This window comes from SAR324 cluster bacterium (genome assembly GCA_015232315.1).
In the GTDB taxonomy this organism is placed as follows: domain Bacteria; phylum SAR324; class SAR324; order SAR324; family NAC60-12; genus JADFZZ01.
The window spans coordinates 159,791-180,128 of the sequence record JADFZZ010000002.1 but is presented as its reverse complement, the minus strand read 5'-3'; the positions used below and the strand labels follow the sequence as shown (position 1 = coordinate 180,128).

Annotated in this window: 11 protein-coding genes; 2 read left to right on the top strand and 9 right to left on the bottom strand. The window is 44.1% G+C overall.

All coding sequences use genetic code 11. The annotated features are described in order from the left end of the window. Window positions 1-396: 396 nt before the first annotated feature. The 8 genes from HQM11_02265 to HQM11_02230 form a co-directional block, all read right to left on the bottom strand. Window positions 397-798 carry a DUF1232 domain-containing protein gene (locus HQM11_02265; protein MBF0349822.1) on the bottom strand — a complete coding sequence of 134 codons (402 nt, stop codon included), beginning with the start codon at window positions 796-798 and terminating at the stop codon, window positions 397-399. A gap of 951 nt (window positions 799-1,749) precedes the next feature. Continuing rightward, window positions 1,750-3,192: a flagellin gene (locus HQM11_02260; GenBank protein ID MBF0349821.1), complete on the bottom strand. Its 1,443-nt coding sequence runs from the start codon at window positions 3,190-3,192 to the stop codon at window positions 1,750-1,752. 2,628 nt (window positions 3,193-5,820) lie between these two features. Beyond that, window positions 5,821-7,266: a flagellin gene (locus HQM11_02255; protein ID MBF0349820.1), complete on the bottom strand. Its 1,446-nt coding sequence runs from the start codon at window positions 7,264-7,266 to the stop codon at window positions 5,821-5,823. 1,116 nt (window positions 7,267-8,382) lie between these two features. Further along, window positions 8,383-9,696, bottom strand: coding sequence for a hypothetical protein (locus HQM11_02250; protein ID MBF0349819.1), 1,314 nt, complete (start codon window positions 9,694-9,696; stop codon window positions 8,383-8,385). A 425-nt stretch (window positions 9,697-10,121) separates the two neighbouring features. Next, complete coding sequence (gene fliS, locus HQM11_02245; protein MBF0349818.1) at window positions 10,122-10,550, bottom strand: flagellar export chaperone FliS; 429 nt, start codon at window positions 10,548-10,550, stop codon at window positions 10,122-10,124. Between the two features lie 31 nt (window positions 10,551-10,581). Further along, window positions 10,582-11,031, bottom strand: coding sequence for a flagellar export chaperone FliS (gene fliS, locus HQM11_02240; protein ID MBF0349817.1), 450 nt, complete (start codon window positions 11,029-11,031; stop codon window positions 10,582-10,584). Between the two features lie 84 nt (window positions 11,032-11,115). Further along, window positions 11,116-14,334: a flagellar filament capping protein FliD gene (gene fliD, locus HQM11_02235; protein MBF0349816.1), complete on the bottom strand. Its 3,219-nt coding sequence runs from the start codon at window positions 14,332-14,334 to the stop codon at window positions 11,116-11,118. A gap of 151 nt (window positions 14,335-14,485) precedes the next feature. Continuing rightward, on the bottom strand, window positions 14,486-16,255 hold the full coding sequence (locus HQM11_02230; protein MBF0349815.1) for a flagellin: 1,770 nt from the start codon (window positions 16,253-16,255) through the stop codon (window positions 14,486-14,488). A 210-nt stretch (window positions 16,256-16,465) separates the two neighbouring features. On the opposite strand from HQM11_02230, the gene mutY reads away from it, so the two are divergent. Together mutY and rsmA are read left to right on the top strand one after the other, a co-directional pair. Then, window positions 16,466-17,554: an A/G-specific adenine glycosylase gene (gene mutY, locus HQM11_02225; protein ID MBF0349814.1), complete on the top strand. Its 1,089-nt coding sequence runs from the start codon at window positions 16,466-16,468 to the stop codon at window positions 17,552-17,554. Beyond that, the gene (gene rsmA, locus HQM11_02220) at window positions 17,551-18,327 is read left to right on the top strand and encodes a ribosomal RNA small subunit methyltransferase A (protein ID MBF0349813.1); all 777 of its coding nucleotides are present in this window, start codon (window positions 17,551-17,553) and stop codon (window positions 18,325-18,327) included. The genes mutY and rsmA overlap by 4 nt, the downstream gene beginning before the upstream one ends. On the opposite strand, the gene HQM11_02215 is transcribed toward rsmA, so the two are convergent. Continuing rightward, the gene (locus HQM11_02215) at window positions 18,324-20,144 is read right to left on the bottom strand and encodes a pentapeptide repeat-containing protein (GenBank protein ID MBF0349812.1); all 1,821 of its coding nucleotides are present in this window, start codon (window positions 20,142-20,144) and stop codon (window positions 18,324-18,326) included. The genes rsmA and HQM11_02215 overlap by 4 nt on opposite strands. Window positions 20,145-20,338: the final 194 nt, after the last annotated feature.

The following is a 20,338-nucleotide window of genomic DNA, read 5'->3' as shown; positions in this document are numbered from 1 at the left end:
ACCTCCGGTGGGTGCGAAGCTCTGCTTCGCCTGATGGATAACGTGCCCCACGGGTAGGGCACGAGCAAACTTTTACAACTTATTCTTTTGCCGTTCCTTAGGGGCCGCCAAGAAATAAATGGTACACTTTTCTTTTTCTGCACCGTGTCATACCGGACTTGATCCGGTATCCAGAAACCACAAAGCGTCGATGCCACTGGATTCCGGGTCTTTGCCCGGAATGACAAACCGCGAACATCACACCCGACTATGTACCGGTTATTTCTTTATGGACCCTTAGTTCGTCATCCAGTAAATCCCGGCATGCCTCTGGATTCCGGGACAACCCCGGAATGGCACGCTATTTCAACTCCTGATTCGCCTAAAAAAATTTTTGCGCAGCGGATCAACACAAAGTCACAACATCCGATCCAACACAAACCGGACACTCCATACGACGCCGATAATCCAGACACATACGATTAAAAATCCTGCAATCCGACTGTGTTTTAACGTTTCTGTTTTAAATTTTGCCTGATCACAACATCTTTTCCATACTTCATCTGGAATGAGTTTTATGGCCAGCACAATTCCCAACGGCAATAAAATTAAATCATCCAGATAACCCAGAATCGGAATAAAATCCGGGATAAGATCAATTGGACTCAGGGCATATGCCACCACACTCATGATCAATATTTTTGACAGCAATGGCGTTTCCGGGTCTTTCGCCGCAAGAGTTAACGCGTATATTTGAGATTTCAGGGCACTCACCCATTCTGTCCATTTTTTGATGTCCATTGGTCTCACCTCAGGCATTTAATATGTAGTCACACTGAAATAATCCATGTGACCGCATATTGAATGATCCAGGCAGTATCCTGTAATTTTCTTGATTTCATCCTATGATGAACTGTTATTTCAATGACTTGGTCATGCTGACCTCGATCCGGCAACCAGAAAACTTTGCAAGCCACTGGATTCGTGGGCAAGCCCGGAATGACACTGAAACCCAACTCCAGAGTCACCTCTATTTATGTTAAAAAACTTTTTTGCTGTGAATTTTCCAGTGACGGCAACCGCTTCAAGCCCTCGCACGGTCGGCGCGCTCCTGGATCCCCGTTTTCACGGGGATGACATCGTGGCGAGCCACAGGATTTCATCACCAAATTATTTACAGCAGGAAAACTTTTGATCGGGCGTATAAGCATCCGACGCTAAATTTTAACCATTTTTCTGGTTCCCTACCTCTGCCGGGGAACCATCCCAATATCATCAACTTAAGCCCGCTGAAGGTACCGGCACCAATTCCCCCTTGGTTCAAGGGGGTTAGGGGTGATGTAATTCTGAGCGTTAAATCCCCCATGCCCCCTTTGTATAGGGGAATTTTTCAGCGAAGACTTAAGTTGATGACATTGTGAACCATTCCCACCTCCGGCGCTTGCCAAAGAGCCTTGGAAGGGCACCTCTGGTGCCTTATGGAACGGTTCCCGACGAGACGTCAGGAACCAGATTAAAGATCAGGGTGAACACACAGATTCCCCCCTACAATTTGTATACGAAAATATGATCAACCCCCAAAATGTCAGGGTAACAACTTAGAATGAATGACATTCATTGATTGTGATGCTCCCAGGTCCCCCCATTTTTGAGGGGACACATCTTTGACTCAAAACAACAGGTAGATGATTATCCGAAAAAAGAATAACCGGAACTGAGAGAACAAACTGAAGATCACTGTTCCACATAAACCTGTGATGTCATGAGGACCTACTGAAGCAGTCTTAACACAGACTGGGGTTGCTGATTTGCTTGAGCCAGCATGGCAGTCGCAGACTGCATCATGATCTGGTTTCGTGTGAAATTTGCCATTTCAGAGGCCATATCTGAATCACGAATGGTTGATTCCGCCGACGTCAAGTTTTCAGACGTAACCCTCAAGTTATTCAAGTTGCTTTGCAGGGTGTTTTTCTGGAAAGCTCCGAGTTTGGCCCGTGTCTGACTGGTTTCTTCAATGGCTTTGTCCACCAGTCGCAACGCATTTTGAGCCCCCTTGAAAGTTGTCACATCCACATCCTCCAATGCCTTGAAACCGCTGTCATTATCCACACCAACCGCCAGTGCGCGTGAGGCCATGTTCTTGAGTGAAACAGCGACAGTCTGGTTTTCATTGGCACCAATCTGAAAGACCAGTGAATTCTGGGCAACAGAAACCGTTCCAACCACAGCCCCCGGTTCCGCAAGAGTGGAACCGGTAAAACGAACGGATAAACCCGCCGTAGTAGGATTGGCTCTTTTGCCAGTCAAAATCTGACCTCGACCTGTGCCTTCTTCACCATTGATCGTCCCTTTCACATCCTGCCCTGCCACAGAGTCTTCTGTCACATTCGCAACAGATGACAAAACGCCGGCAGTCGAGCTGGATACGGAAAAACTGTGTTCACTTCCATATTCAGTATGTTCCAGACGAATGATGTTATCATCTCCCCGGTTCATACGAACTTTGAGGCCAGCTTGTTCAATGGTTCGGGCGAATTCGTTCATGGTGGTCTCAACACTTTCACCTTTTCTTGTGGTGAAAGTGACGGTTTTTCCACCCTCACGAACCGTCAAAGTCTCACCGGCATCCACAACTTCCTGGGTCAAGGCGGCACTTCCCGCAAAATTGCTTTTGGTCGCAACCTGTGAAATCCGGACTTCATAGCCACTGACAGGAGAAGTTCCTGTTGTGGGTTCTGCACCTACAAACTGAAGTCCATCCCCATTGGCAACACCATTGGCACCACGACTTCCATCCAGCAGACGTTTGCTGCCAAACTGTGTCATGGCTGAAATCCGGTCAATGGTTTCCAGTGCGTTTTTAATCTCTGCCTGATCCGCTTGCAGCATTTTTTCGTCATTGACCCCTTCGTTGGAAGCATGAATCGCCAATTGACGAACATCTGTGAGCAGACGGTTCACCTCATTCAAGGCGCCTTCCGCAGTCTGAATCATGGAAATACCATTTTCAGAGTTCTCGACCGCCTGATTCAAGCCACCGATCTGGGCACGCATATTTTCTGAAATAACCAACTGTGCGGGACCATCAGCCCCCTTGTTGATTTTCATTCCTGAAGATAAATGCTCCAAAGTTTGTGCACTCGCACGATTTACGCTTTCCAACTGTCGTTGGGTATTGATTGAACTAATGTTATGATTAATTCGCATAGACATGGTAACCTCCTTATTATTGTGGCAATCATCCTTGATTATTACTCAACGAAAATGAACCAATCTCACGACCTTCTGGGGGAATCAAAATCACAAGATTCCCGAAACAACACAGAAATCCATTCTGCCAGATCATGCTAAGGGTTCAGCAAAAGGCCTCTTTTACAAGACCCGAAAACTGAATTAAATTTTATGTTCTCATGAAATTAACCTCCTGTTTTGTATGATTCATCATCATCCTGACCGAACAGAACATGGTTACATTGATTGTCTTCAGCATCGTCATGATCCTGAAATTTTACTAAAAAAAACTGATGGCATTTTTCCAGATAGCCCAACACAATCCTTTTATGGCTGGTCTCCCAGCACAGATCGACTGATCGAACCTTTCCCTGGTAGCCTAAACATATAATCCTTTTACGGAGGGACTCCCGCACTGTTGAATTTTCAGTTTGGCATGGTGAGTAGGTTGGGTAGAACAAATGAAACCCAACAAAACTCGATGGGTTTCGCTAACGCTCACCCCCTCCTACGCATCCTTTTTTGGAAAATTAAACAGCCCCGGTGAACTCCCGCACACATCTGTATCATGTGAATCCTGAGTTGAGTTTGTGTCCTTTCGACAAAATCGAGAAATCTTGGCGCAAAAGGTGTTAAAGATCCCTCGTTTCTTTCGGGATGACACAGAATCCAGGTAAAAATCGGCACCTTTCAAAAGCAGTTGACACATTGCTGTCGTTCCCACAGACGGGAATCCAGTTCAACTCTTGGACAACAGACTGGATACAAGCCTACGCAGGTATGACCTTGAAGGACAAACTGTAAACTAAAATTCAGCTTTTTTGAAAGGTGCCTAAAAATCTTTTAAAATTAGCGACTCCAGGTAGCTCATAACTTGAGTTAGGGTCCGCCAAGAAATAAATGGTACACTTTTCTGCACCTTTTAAATCCCGGTTGACAGTTTGTCCTCTCGACGAAGGAGAGATCCGGTTCGCCACGCTTTAAGATCCCTCGTTGCTCGTACCTCGCTCTGTCGGGATGACACAGGCAAACAGTAAAGTACTTTTGACTGTTTTTGAAAGGTGCCCACTTTTCTTTTTCGGCACAATGTCATACCGGACCTGATCCGGTATCCAAATTCCACCAAGCACCCAGTGACCCCGAATTCCGGGTATTCGCCCAGAATGACAAACAGCGAACATCACACCCGACTATGTACCGGTTATTTCTTTATGGCCCCTTAGGGGACATCAAAATAAACAACATACCAACTTTCAGGAATGCCCCCCCCAAAAGATACTATCCCGGGATGATTGGTAGAGCCGGATTACGTTCCGGTTCATTCTCGGGTACGTATCCCAAGCTACCGTTCACTGTCCTCACGATATTTTTATATTATAAAATCAATGTTTAAATTGAAAAAATCTGTCATACCTGACACGATCCGGCATCCATAAAATCTTCGCAAACCACTGTATTCCGGAGCAAGTAATGTCACTCCCGAACTTGATTCGGAGCCGAAATGACACAGAACCCCAACCCCGGATTCACAGAAGTATCCTGTGATTTTCCAGGGTTGATCATGAGATGAATTATCATTTCATCCACTTATCCTGCCGACCCCGGGGTTGATCATATTTTCAGCCACAAATTGTAGGGGTGAACCTGTGTATTCACCCTGATCCCAATGTCATCAACTTAAGGCGTTCTTTGCCATGCCCCCCCTTTTTCAAAAGGGGGGGCATGGGGGATTTAACGCTCGGAATTACATCCCCCGCTCCCCCTTGAACCAAGGGGGAATTGAAACACACCATCATACAGAGTGCTTAATCTGAATGAGTTACTGTGCCCCACCCTCCCTTCATTTAAGAGGGATTTTATCACAGGTAATCCGGCACCTTTCATTTTCAAAGTTACAGTTTGTCATCTCGACAAAGGAGAGATCTTTTACACCACGCTGTAAGATCCTTCGTCTCCCTGAATGACACATTCAAACAGTCACTACTTGTCACAATTCTAAAAGGTGCCAATGTTATGATGACTTGTTTCCAATCGATTCAGCACATGTACAAATCTGGCGTATGTCTTGCCTTTGCAACCAACATCCATTTGATATTTGAATGGATTCCCACCTTCATTGACGATCCCTGACATGGTTCCCTATTTCAGCTATTCAAGTATCCCTGTCATCCCGATCCTGGATTCAAGTGAATATCTCTCCCTTCGGTCGAGAGGACACCACTACCCTGTTCTGAAACAGGCCCGATCCCTCAGGGACGGCAAAAGAATATGTTGTAAAAGTTTGCTCGTGCCCTACGTCCCGTGGGACATGACATTCCTTAGGCGAAGCAGAGCTTCGCACCCACCTCCGGTGGGTCAGGGATCTTAACCTTAAGTTGCTGATTTGATCATACTCAAGATCTCTCCTGTTTGTCGAGATGACACTTCTTTTGAAGAATACGACAGCTACTAACTAACATTAAAAATATCATTAAGTTTCATCAAATACAGGGGCCTTCTAACGCCCCTGTATTTCATAAAAATTATATTTTTCGAACACTTGTTTTTCAACAATCTCATAAGCACGGCACAGATTCCTCCTGGTAAATCTGTGCCTGATAATCACTACTATTACTGACCCAGCAGTCTTAAAACTGACTGAGGTTGTTGATTAGCCTGTGCCAACATGGCAGTAGCAGACTGCGTCATGATCTGATTGCGTGTGAAATTTGCCATTTCAGACGCCATATCCGCATCACGAATGGTTGATTCCGCAGCAGTCAAGTTTTCAGACGCGACTCTCAAGTTATTCAAGTTACTTTGCAGGGTGTTTTTCTGGAAAGCCCCAAGTTTTGCTCTGGTCTGACTGGTTTCTTCAATGGCTTTGTCAATCAACTGGATAGCATCCTGAGCACCTTTGAAATTCGTGACATTGATATCTTCCAAGGCTTTGAACCCACTGTCATTATCCACTCCAACAGCCAGTGCTCTTGACCCCATGTTTTTAAGCGAAACAGCCACTGTCTGCTTTTCATTGGCACCAATCTGAAACACCAGTGAATTCTGGGCAACAGAAACGGTTCCAACCACAGCACCCGGTTCAGACAACGTTTCTCCTGAAAAGCGAACTGACAGACCCGCAGTGGTCGGATTGGCACGTTTTCCAGTCAAAATCTGACCACGTCCAGAACCTTCCTCACCATTGATGGTGCCTTTCACATCCTGCCCGGCTTCAGAGTCTTCAGTCACATTAGCCACAGAGGACAAGACACCCGCGGTGGAACTGGATACAGAAAAATTATGCTCACTTCCGAATTCCGTATGCTCCAGACGAATGATGTTGTCATTGCCTCTAACCATTCGGGCTTTGAGACCAGCCTGTTCAATGGTACGGGCAAATTCGTTCATGGTGGTTTCAACACTTTCACCTTTTTTAGTAGTAAAAGTGACCGTTTTTCCACCCTCACGCAATGTCAGGGTTTCACCGGCATCCACAATTTCCTGGGTTAGAGCTGCTTTTCCTTCAAATTTACTTTTAGTCGCAACCTGAGAAATCCTGACTTCATAACCACTGACTGGAGATGTTCCGGTGGTGGGTTCAGCATCAACAAACTGAAGTCCATCCCCATTGGCCACTCCATTGGCACCCCGGCTCCCATCGAGAAGACGTTTGGTGCCAAATTGAGTTACATTCGCGATCCGGTCAATAGTTTCCAGAGCGTTTTTGATTTCAGCCTGATCAGCCTGCAACATTTTTTCATCATTAACACCTTCGTTGGATGCGTGAATCGCTAATTGACGGACATCCGTCAGCAGTCTGTTCACCTCATTCAAAGCGCCCTCTGCGGTTTGAACCATGGAAATGCCGGTTTCAGAGTTCTCGGCAGCCTGATTCAAGCCTGCTACCTGAGCCCGCATGTTTTCTGAAATAACCAACTGAGCGGGACCATCAGATCCCTTGTTAATTTTCATTCCTGAAGACAAATGCTCCAAAGTCTGGGAACTCGCACGATTTACACTCTCCAACTGTCGTTGGGTATTCAATGAACTGATATTGTGATTAATTCGCATAGACATAGCAACCTCCGTTTTGCCAAGTGAAGGTAATCATTCCTTGATTACCTATAATAAAAAACAGAAACCATCTTCATGACAGTTTCTACCCATAACAGAGTTTATCCGTGCTTTATTAAAACACTGGAATTTCATCCTGTTAATCCCTGATAGCGAGGCGTAATGAGACACCCCGTGCATATTAAAAATATTATTTTTAATACAAAAATATACACATTAGGTCCGTTGAAAACGAGAAGCTTTCTCATGCCGGACGTGATCCGACAACCAGAAAATCGCCTCATGCCACTGGATTCCGGAGCACGCCCGGAATGACCCGGTATTTCAACACATGATTCGTATTATTAAAACTCAAGAGTTATAAGTTTTCAGTTATCAGCCTTCAGCTTTTTGAAAGTCATTGAAATTAAAATTTTTCTAAATATCAAACTTTCAAAGAAACTTTTGGGCTTATATAAAAATTATAATAACTTCAATCAGTTCAAAAAAACTGAGAACTGAAAGCTGAGAACTTACCACTGTCGAGTATTAAAAAAGGTATGCCAATAATGGATAAACCAATATTACAGTGACAATAAACGCACCTGGCATAAATCACCTCCATATTAAAAGGGCCTGGTTTAGACCGATTAGTCGCTCTCGCGAAATTTTGTTTTTGTGTCATCCCGAACACATGTGAGGGATCTTTAACTTTTTAAGATACTGATTTTACAATATTCAAGATCTCTCCCGATGGTCGAGGTGATACCACTTCCCGTGGTTGGTCATATTGTCGTCCACAAAACATAGGGAACGTTCAAAAAATAATGATGAATAACGCAATGTCATCAACTTAAGCATTCTGAATGGTGCTGTGTTTCAATTCCCCCTTGATTCAAGGGGGTTAGGGGGATGTAATTCTGAGCGTTAAATCCCCCATGCCCCCTTTGAAAAGGGGGATTCCCCGGCGAAGAACCCCTGAAGTTGACGCCATTGATGGATAACGTGCCCCACGGGACGTAGGGCAAGAGCAAACTTTTACAACTTATCTTTTGCCGTTCCTAGAGGGGAACCTGTGTTCATTCAGCACCCGTGCAGACAGACAGGTCTGCCCCTACAGTCTAGCATTTCCTGTCAAAGCTACTTTTGATGAAAAACGTTATTCAGAATCTGGTTCATCGCATCTGCTTGATGAATTTCAAAATAATGACTCACTGGAAATGGATTCGTATGAAGCAATTGCTCCAGTTTGACGCCATCCAGCACCATCATGGCCAATTCCTGGAAAGTATGCTTTTGCTTTTGCAGTATCCGCATCTGATTCCGCACTTCAACCTGGCTGTATGCCACCAATAGCCGCGCATCATAAACGGATTGCCAGGAATCAATCCTGACAGAATCCAACGAGGAAAATTGATTATGATTTTCCACACCACAGCCAAGATCCTGAGGCAAACAAGAGCGGATATACACAGGAATCACATCATGAATATCCAATCCCGTCTGAATAAATACAGGCATATACATGATTTCCACAGTTCCCTGATCATGCTCGCCTTCCCATAAAATCAGATACTGATTGTCTGATGGTTCATAAATCAGTACACGTCCATTTCCATCCACAGGCTGGCCGTTGATCAACCCCGCGCAATCATGCCCAAGATGAACATGAGCCCAGTGAAAAGGAATCGAAACAATAGCCGTATTTTGACTCATGGCCGTAAAGCGATGCATGCTTCCCCACTGATTATGACGTATGCCCAGGCGATGATCCTCAGAAAGAAATATGGTCAGATCCATATCCTGTTTCAAACAGGCATCCTGGATATGTCGCACCAGAGTCTGTTCTGTTTCATCCACTGCAATTTCATACCTGATTTCGACATCACCTTCCCGGATAAGAATCATACTTTCCTGTCTGATCAAATCAGGCGTGAGCGGAACAACCCCTATCACTTCACTATGAGTAGCTTTACGGGTCATCACTATATCCAGATTCTCATTCCGGGTATATTTTTCACCTTGAGCACCAGCTAAAGCCTTAAAGCCCCTACTATTACGACTTTGAAGTCCGATATTCCCATCAAGCAGTGATTTCCCTTTAAAGGAGGAATTGCTGGCGATCTCCCTGATACACATCTTTTGAAATTCCAGCAACGCATGGACTCCCCGCTCAGGTGGTTTGTCATCCTGAGACTGTTCCCATTGTTTATCCAGAGCGATACTCATCGATTCCAGAATGTTTTCAATACGCCCCAGATTTTCAACCGCAATCTGAAGCAAGGAGACACCGATTTCATAGTTTTGAAGCAATTGGGTGATATCTATGACGCCATAAGACAACTCAGGAACTGTCATTAACTGGGTCATCCATTGATCTGAATAAGACCTGCCATGATTGATCCTGTTCTGCAATGTTGTATTTCCTTTGAGTTCAGAATATACCTGTCTCACAATCACCTCCTTATTTTTCCTGAAACAACCAGGGATTTATGAATCCCAGCCCCTCATTCAGGAATTTGGGCATAAAAAAAGGGACTATGTCTTGTTCAAGACAGTCCCTTCAACAATACCTGTTTTTCATTGGGCATAAAAAAAGGGACATCCTGCTCAGGAAAGTCCCTTAAAACATATTCAACGCCTAAGTTGCATTACTGGAGCTTTCGCTCCTCCTTAGGATCCGCCAAAAAATCAGTGGTACACTTTTCTTTTTCGGCACCGTGTCATACCAGACCTGATCCAGCATCCAGCACCCACCAAACGCCCAGTACCCCTGGATTCCGGGTCTTCGCATGGAATGACAAACAGCGAGCGATACATCCTCCTTATGTACTGGTTATTTCTTTATGACCCCCTACATTGACAATAATGAACAGTTATCAACCCTGAACTCTTAATTTTTTATCGCGTTGTTGCGTCAGCTCCGTGGTTTGTTTGCGCTGAGCACGGACCTGAATCCATCCCTGACGCAAATTGTCCACGATCCGGATCACTTCTTCCACCATCTGCGGATCTTTTTTCAAGTTTGCCTCCACAATGCGCCGAAAACAGTAAAGATACAATTCCTGCAAATTTTTGGCAATGTCGCCGCCCTGATCCATTTTCAATGTGGACAGGAGTTCCTGCACAATATTCTTGCTACGAGTCAGATAGTTATGGGACTCTTCATACTCCCTGTTTTCGATCTTGACCTCCGCTTTTTTGAGAAAGCGAATGAGTCCGTCATACAGCATAATGATCAGATTGAGCTGATCCGATGTCTGTACATTGGTTTTATAATAAGCCTGATACGTGGATGGTCGATTCATAGCGCGCTCCATGGTTTAAACTTCATCCCGGTCAGCCTTTGAGACTGATCGTTTTAGCTGTTCGATTTGATCCGGCTCCCACTTGAGCCGGTGTTGGTTGCTGTTTACCCGCATTTCCTATAACGGCCCAGGCTTCACGGAGTTCTTTCATAAGCTTGAGAACAATCAGTGCGGGCTCAGGATTTTTCTGCACATTGGCATCAATCAACAGACCGAACATATAATTGTACAACGACTGCAAATTTTTGGCGATGTCCCCGCCTTGTTCGAGGTTGAGCGAGGCCATCAATTCCGAAACAATACTTTTGGCCTTGATCAGATTGGTATGGGCTTTTTCAAGCTCACGATGTTGCAACCGTTCTACCGCAATACTGATATATTTGATCGCGCCATCATAAAGCATGACGATCAGTTTTTGCTGATCCATCGTGTTGACCGAAGCTTTTTGATAGGCTCGATGATACTGTCCATAGGTATTCATGGTACACCCTTAGTATTAAGTTAAAATCAGGCTTTCAGGAAAGATTCACTTCGCTTCCTGTATTGTTAATGAAACCTGTCACAATTACCCACCCTGTTTATTGCCTCCGCCGCCACCGCCACCGCCGAGTGCTGAAAGTTGCTGTCCCAAATAACTCTGCTGTGATTTCAAGCGACCCATCGTTGTTTCCAGTTTTGTAAATTTTAGCTGTAAGGCTTCCCGTTTGGAATCAATCCGCTTGTTAATGCGACGAATCTGTTCATCAAAATTTTTCATCTGAGTTCCGATATCATCGGTCACCCGTCGGACATCGCCGCCAGCCGCATCATTGATTTTCTTCAATTTATCCTCAAGAATGGAAGCAATTCCCCGTGTAACCACAATTCTCGCTTCCGGGCCATCTTGAAGCTGATCCTGATTGAGTGAGACAAAGGCTCTCAGACCTTCTGAATCCTGGCCATCAGGTCCGACAAGTAGTTGTCCACGACCAATCGCCGCAACCCCGCCTATTGTTCCCATCACATCTTTACCTTCTGTTGTAACCCCATTGTGAAGGCCCAAACTCATCAGATTTTTGTCTTTTCCGGGTTCCACAGAGATGGCACTGCTTTTACCATAGGAACCGGAAATAATTTTCAATCTGCCATTGTCTTCCTCAACCCGAACCCGGCGTTTTCCGATTTTTTTATCGTTTGTCAGTTTTGATTGAAGTTCCCTTGCCAGGCTGGCAGGTGAATAAACGTCATTCCTCAATTCAATCGCATCAGATTTTCTGCCATCCGCAAGGATATACAACTGATTGTTGGTATCATTGATTTCAATCACATTGCTCATCAACGGACTTCCGATATAAGATCCCTGAGCCGCGGCTTGAGTGATATCAATAATATAGCCATTAGGGTTGATTTTTGTTTTTTGCGTCAGCCCCACAAAATCAACGCTTGTGTTGTCCGAAACGCCATTGCTACGAAACACATTCGCTACAGCCCCGTAATCATCATTAAATTTTTCTTCAAGCTTCGATTCATCAAGTTTCATAACACCCTTATCATTGATCCTGATGCCTAGAGAAAACAGCATATTGGTCGACTGGGGCAATCCAGGCACTGAAGATGTCACAACCATGGCAAGATCATTATACAGATTCCGGATGTTCCGATCACTCAACAGGGGTCCTGCCGTGTTTGTCTGCTTGTCAAACTTTGTAAATTCGAGAACCGTACTATTGAATGTGTTATAGGCTTCTACAAAATCCCGAACCAGTTCTTTTGCACGTTCCGTATCTCCTGCAACAGTAATTGTGACTGGTTTTTCACTGGTTGAAAGTATTTCCAGATCTACGCCCTGAATGATGTCATCAATCGTATTGCTAGGGCGCCGAATTTCAATTCCACCCCCGAGATCCGATGCACCAAGTCTCAGAATCGCATCTTGAGGTCGTTGCACTGTCGAGGTTCTTGTGTTGACAAGAAACTCATCTTCTTCCACCAGTCGCCCCTTGCCAAGAGCAACTTCCAGGCCCGAATCAAAGGGAACGGGTCTTCCCAATTGATAACCTTCACCCACATCAATTCTTCCTGTCCGGCCTTCACCATCATTCCATTCCAGCATCACCCCACGAGTGATTCCAACCGTTCCTGCCTTCTTCACAACAAATGTGTAAGTTTTAGGCAGATCTTCCAGATAAGAGCCTGTTATCTCAATGGGAGCAGTACTTTTCTGTCTACCCGCACCCAGAATTCCATCCTGCACATCAGGTCTGCTAACATTCCCATCTTCATCCACATACGCATTCCAGGCGACTTGTGTATCTACTTTTCCATCATAGCCCCTGATTTTTTCCGGTTTCCACCAGAACGAATCCGGCACAGGAGCATTCACATCCAGTTCAGCCGTATCACCATCGTTCAGAATTACCGGTGGGATCTCAATAAATAATCCATTCCCGATAGACAGTCTTTTGGGCAATGATCCCTGGACACTGAAATCCAGTCGAAACAATTCTTCATTATCCAGAGCGTCAAACGCCGTTGCGTCTTTCAAGGCACCCGGATTGTTTTCTGACAAATAGGGATAACCAATATTCAATTGGCCACGTTCGCCGGTTTCGGTAAATTCATAATGTAAAATCAATGATTTTGGACCACCGACCTGACCACTTCCTTCAACCCGGAAAACCACCGACTGGTCTTCTTCCCCCGTGTATTTTCCTGAAATCTGGATTCCACCTTCCGTTGCCTTGCTTCCCCATGAACTGGGAGGATCAATACGAGAAACACGTTCTTCCGGTCCCAACCACCACAACAACTCAGATTTTTCAGCATGAGCGTTGACCGTAAAGCTGTCACCACCGACAACCTCTCCATCACTGATCAATAACTCAATGCCATCAATCACATCCACCGGTGTTCCCGGGACATAATTAAATTTGTTCAGTTTGAGTGTTCCCTGTCGCCCTTCCGTATCAGTCCATAACAGTTCCAACCCTCTTTCTGAGTTGACTGTCCCTGACTGTGCGACTGTGAACGTGAATTTAACATCATTTTCGCCAGTATAGGTTCCATCTACCCCCATAATTGGTGTGGATGACCCAATCCCTCTAAACACCGTTTCAGGAACGATCGCATCGGTTCCACCCCAGTCCGCAATCGTATCAAAGGTACTTTTGTACGTAGGCGGATCTACCGCGCCACCTTCCAGTTTCACTTCTATGTAGATACGTCCCTGTTCACCGATTTCCTTACTGGTCAACATGAGCTGATAAGGTTTTTCCGCACTTCCGGTTTTAATCACAAAGGCTTCTACCGAAGCGCCTGAATCATTAATCGCCTGCCGGATTCCTTCCAGTGTGTTGTTCCCATCGTTGATCCGGATAGTCACCGGAGTCCGGTCTTCCTCATCGCCGACCTGAATGCGAATGGTACCAGTTCCCACATTGTCTGTAGGTTCGGCAAAACCCTGCGAAGTGATCTGATGTGCCAGCGCCACTGAATCAACCGCAATGGTTGTCTTTCCGGGACGCGCCAGGCGTTTGGCTTTGGCTGAAATCACATTCGGATCACTGGATTCAACTTTTTTTGCCTCCCACACTTCTGCTTGAGTCAGATTCAAGGAAATTTCCTGGAGCTTTTCCAGCTCCGTCTTGATGGCATCCCATGATTCCAGCTCGACAACTTTTGTTTGTTTCCGTTGCTCAATGGGTGCCACCTGTCGTTTTTCAATTTCAATAAAACGACCGATAATATCCTTTGTATTCAGATTCGTGGCAAGGCCTGTCACCGCATTGGGGTTGATTTCAGACAATCCTGCTCCTTTGATGGTTAAACATATTTCCTGGGTCAGTGGGCAGTTTCTACCCACTGTGAAATAATCAGTATATTGAAATTGTTGAGTTTTCCAAAAACAGACTGATTATTACACACCTTTCTCAAAGGTGTTCAAGAAATGTTCCAACCTATCCGGCGTTTGACTGCAACAACTGCAGGACAGCCTTGGGAACCTGATTTGCCTGTGCCAACATCGCTGTGCCAGACTCCATCAAAATCTGGTTTTTAACAAAAGTACTCATTTCAGCCGCCATATCGGTATCCACCAGTTCAGACTGAGCGGATGACAAATTTTCATGACTGACTCTCAGATTATTCAAATTTGTTTCAAGAGCGTTTTTCTGGAATGCTCCAAGTTTCGCCCGCATTGATGAAACCTGATCCACCCCGGCATCTATGATTTTGATGGCATCCTGAGCACCTTGTCCTGTCATCAAATCAATGTCCACCAAACTTCTGAAATTGCTTTCATTTTCAATATTTACGGCCAGGTTTTCAGGGTTAACACTGTCAATCGAAAGACGAACCTGTTGTCCTTCATTTGGACCAACCTGGAAAGCAAGAGCATTCTGGGTTAAATGAACATAGCCATCAATTTCAGCAATCACCGGGCTGAAAAGTCCCATTGATGGTTTTTCATCGCCTACCAGAAACGCGTTGTTTTTTTCTTCAAGGAAAAACCCCGCATAATAACGATTCACCCGATCAAACACATGATGCACAACATCATCTGTATTATTGGAATATCTGAGTGTTAACCCCTCCGCTTCTGTTCCGGGAGCGCCAGTCAAAATCTGGCCGTTTCCAAGAGCGGATTCACCTGCACCAACTTCAGGAAAACCACCTATTGTTCCCTCAACATCTCGACCGGGCAATGCTGCGATTGCCTGATTGGAAGGGGCATCTTCCCCAAAGAAATCCTCAATCGATGTTGTTACGGTGAATGTGGGTTCGCTACCATAGTTTTTATGACGAATGACCAATACTTCATCTGAATCCAGATCTTTCAAAAGTGAGGGATACTGATCAATCGCTTTCAAACTTTCATTTTCAGGATCCCAGTTGGAAACCAGCTCGCCAAAACTGTCAGCGGGTTTGTAGACAAACACTTCAATATTCATCCCTGCTTCATCAGCCTGTCTTTGTAATTCAGTGGCAACCAGATGCTGTATCATGTTTCTGGCGTTTTCTTTTTGCTCTGAATTTTGTGTGACAGATGCCGTATTCAATAACTTTTCAATTTGACCATTCAATGTTCTATTTTTTTTCGGATCCAGTGCAACGGTCTTACCGCCTTCATTGATCACAAAACTGGCATAAGCATCTTCCAATTCCAGTTTTCGGGTCGCAACAACCAGAGGCCGAGTGGCGACCTGTGTGATGTTGACTTTGTATCCTTCTGAAGAGGAAGCTTTTGTTTTTTCAGTGGCACTGATGAATTCCAAACCATCACCAACAGCCACACCATTCACTGAATTGCTACCATCCAACAAGGACAATGTTCCAAACTGAGTGTTATCAGCAATCCGTTTCAAAGTTCCTAATAAATTGTCAACCTCACTTTGGTCTGCCTGAAGCATCTTGATGTCATTTGCGCCTTCGTTCGCGGCGTGTACTGCCAATTGTCGCAGATTAATCAGAATACTGCTGACTTCGTTCAAGGCACCTTCTGTGGTTTGAATCATGGAAATTGATGTTTCAGAGTTGGTCATTGCCTGTTGAATTGAAGTCAACTGAGCGCCCATTTGCTCAGAAATTACCAGAGCTGCGGGACCATCAGCGGCGCGATTAATTTTTCGGCCTGAAGACAGGCGTTCCAGAGTATTTCTGGTATCCCTTTCAGTCCGATTCAAATTTCGCAACGCGTTCAATGCTGCGACATTTGTATTAACACGCATTCCCATGGTAATTCTCCCACAGATGTTTCAGTAAAGTGATTAGTGACGTTAAGTACCTTATCGGTACATTCATTTTTTTCTTTAATATTTTTTTAAATTTTGTGTTTGTAAGATGAACCTAGCTTTATATCGGTCCTTGAGTGAAAATCTTTAGTCGTAACCGGAAAAAACCTATCGCCCATGAATAAAATCATTTAATTTCAAAATACTATGAACGATGACGAATTAAAAATATTTCAAAAAAATTTACTAAAATGGTTTGAAACAGAACAACGACTGCTTCCATGGAGGATCAAATATGATCCTTATGAAATCTGGATCTCTGAAATGATGTTGCAGCAAACCCAGGTTCAGACGGTGCTTCCCTATTTCAAAAGATGGATGGCGTCCTTGCCCTCAGTGGAATCCGTAGCCCTTGCCGGAGAAGATCAAATCCTTAAACTGTGGGAAGGCCTGGGATATTACTCAAGGGCAAGAAATATTCATAAAAGCGCAAAAAAAATTCTTGAAAACTTTGGTGGAATCTTTCCTTCAGATTATCATCACCTGATGCAATTGCCCGGTATTGGCAGATATACCGCTGGAGCCATTGCCAGTATCGCTTTCAATCAGCAGGTTCCGGTGGTTGATGGGAATGTGACCAGAGTGATTTGCAGAATTATGAACATTACAGAAGAATCGTCCCAAGCAGCCATTCAACATTTATTATGGGAAACCGCGCAATCGTGGATTCCTGAACACAACGCCCGTCATTTTAACCAGGCAATGATGGAACTTGGCGCCATGATTTGCCAACCACAAACGCCATTGTGCCTGATTTGTCCCGTACAAATGTTCTGTGATTCATTTAAACATGGAGAACCGCATAAACTTCCTGTAAAAAAGGCGCGGAAAACACTCACTTCATTAACAGTCCTGACTGGCGTCGTTGAATTTCAGAAATTATTTTTAGTCAGAAAACGTCCGGATACAGGCTTGATGGGAGGCTTGTGGGAATTTACCAGTCTGGAAGTTGGAATCAATCAACCAGAAAGAATGCCTGAGCAGATCAGCAATCATCTGGAACAACAATATGGAATACAAACGACAAAAATCGATCCGTTGATATCATTTAAACACACCTACACTTCCTTCAAGGTCAGACTGCACAGTTTTATAATTTCTTGCACAGGACAAGGAACTGTACCTCAAAATGAATCCCATGTATGGATGCCGTTTGAAAAATTAGCAGAACTATCATTTCCAGCAGCACACAAAAAAATTCTTCAACATTTGACAAACTTAAAAGGTTCATCATGAAACAGAAATGGGGGCAGCATTTTTTAGTTCGTGAACGCTATGTGCATCGGATGATTAAAGAAGCTCAAATTCAGGAAGGGGACTGCGTGTTGGAAATTGGACCGGGAAGGGGGGTTCTGACCCGGCATTTACTGGAACATGGTGCCAAAGTCACTGCCATTGAAATTGATCCGAACCTGTACCAGCATTTATTACAAAAGTTCGAAACCCCATCATTTCATCTATTGAATCAGGATATTCTGTCGATTCCCCCGGATCAGCTTGAACAGTTCTATGCCACTCCTTTTAAAGTAGTGGCAAACCTGCCGTATAATGTTGGCACTCCAATCATGATGAAACTGATGGAGATCAAGCATCAGATAAGCTCTGTCACAGTCATGCTGCAAAAAGAAGTCGCAGAAAGAATTTGTGCGACGCCAGAAGATAAAAAAAAATATGGATACCTTTCAATCGCTATGGATTTGCATTGTTCCCGTAAAAAACTGTTTGATGTTCCTCCGGAAGCATTTTCGCCACCTCCCAAAGTAGATTCAGCCGTCATCCAGTTGATTCCCCAAAAATCAGAATGGGACAAAGACGCACAATTTCTGGAATGGATAAAACCCTTGTTTCAACAACGGAGAAAAACACTCATGAACAGTTTATTTCGGGCTTATCCGCAAGAAACGCTTAGACTGGAAGAAGAACAAAAAGTTTGGATAGGGAACAGAAGGCCTGAACAGCTTTCCACACAAGAGTGGAAAATCCTGTTTTTGCTGTTGACTCAAAATTAAGGAGTGGTCACACATCGACCTGGAAAATTTGGAGAACAAATCTTGCCATTATGCCAGACAGCATTTTTCAAAGAGGATCTCATAAAGTTATTCCGTAGCATTCTCGCACCAGAAAAATTGGCCTGATCCAGAATCGACCCCGGAAACTGAGTATCCTGAAGTATGGATTGATTTAGAGATGCGGAAGGTAATTGAGATTCCTGGAACAAAGCAAAGGAAAGATCCGCCTGCACAAAGAGTACATTCTCCAAAACAGATTTTTTAAAAATACTTTTCAGTAAATAGGCCTTGGAAAAATCGGTATGAAGTATACGGGATGACGTAAAACTGACGCCAGGCATGGAAGACTGATTGAACAACACCTGATTCAGTTTTGTTTGATTAAACAAACATCCTGTCAGAATGGCTTTTGAAAAATCTGTTTGTTCCAGCTTTGCATTTGAAAAGTTTGAATATGACAACTCGGCATTCTGCCATTGAACCCGTTGAATTCTTTTCCCCTCAAAATGCCCGCCAATGATTTGGGCTGATGAAAAATTGATGTCCTGCAATGTATCCGGCCATGTAATTCCTGTAAAACTGGCATTTTGCCATTGACTGCCCGCAAGATTCACATTTGAAAAATCAGCATTAACCACCTGAGCATTACCTAATACAGCATTTTCAAGATTGGCATGTCCCCAATGAACGCCTTTTAAAATCGCTTGGCTCAAATTTGCCCCTGTCAAATTGGCACCATCCAGATCTGCTCCGGTCAAATCGACGCCGGTCAAATCCGCACCTGACAAATTGGCATTGTGTAACCGGGCATGCATCAAATTGGAGCCTGACAAAGTTGCCCGCTCAAGTTGAACTTCCTCCAGCCTGGCTTCAGATAAATTTGTATCTTTCATCATAACTTCGTTCATTTCAGCCTGAGACAGATTTGCGCCTGATAACTGAACTGAAATGAATACCACCTTAATAAATATCGTATTTTTAAGATCAGCATTTGACAGATTGGTGTTTTTCAGAACCACCGCTTCAAGTTGTGATTCAGATAAATTGACTTCAATCATTTGCGCCTCTGAAAAGTTTATTTCTTTGAGATCAGTTCTCTGCATATCCGCATTATTCAACACTGCGGATTGAAAATTAGAACCCTGAATTTTTGCGCCATACCATTTGGATCGCTCCATCCGCGTTCCGGAAAAATCTGAACCATTGATGATACTATTTGATAAATCAGCATTGGCCAGATTTGAGTCTTTAAAAACAGCCTGATCCAGGCGTGCGTAATTCAGCAATGTGCCTCGCAGATTACTCCGTTCCACTATTGTTCCCTGCATCAGGCTTGAATTCAGGTTTGCCTCAGACATTTCGGCTTCAGAGAAATCCGCATCCCTTAAATTTGCACCAGACAGATTTGCCTTTTTCAGATTTGCTTTTTTCAGCAGACTTCCTTTCAGATTAGCTCCCTGAAGTTGTGAGTCCTGAAGTTTAGTCATGCTGAGATCAATATTAACCATATATGCCTTGGTCAATATGGTATCGCTTAAATCAGCCTGAGAAAGTTTACTTCCTGAAAAATTGGCCTGATAGAGATTGGCACCACTGAAATTGGCTCCAGTCAAATCTGATTTGGATAAAAACACACCTGGAAGCTGATGTTTTTGTAAGCCCGCTTCTCTCAAATCGCATTTGATACAGCTTTTCGTTTGGCGAAATTTATCCATATCACGCAAATCAAACGCCAAGCAAAAAAAAGGCACCTGAATTACTGTCACGAATAACAAAAGGCGTTTGAACGAAGGTAATAAATCAATTTTTGCGTTCATTCCTGAAATCCTGAAAAATGAAGGGATTTCCAATACAAAATATTTGGACGATATTGATTTATCAATGTAGCGAGGTATTTCTGTTTCCTCAAGGAAGATTTATGTTTTTTAATGTTTTCAGAATGGATTCTATGGAAGAGATATTGACGGACTGCGTAAAAATGTGACATCATCACAATAAAAAAAGAGGTGAC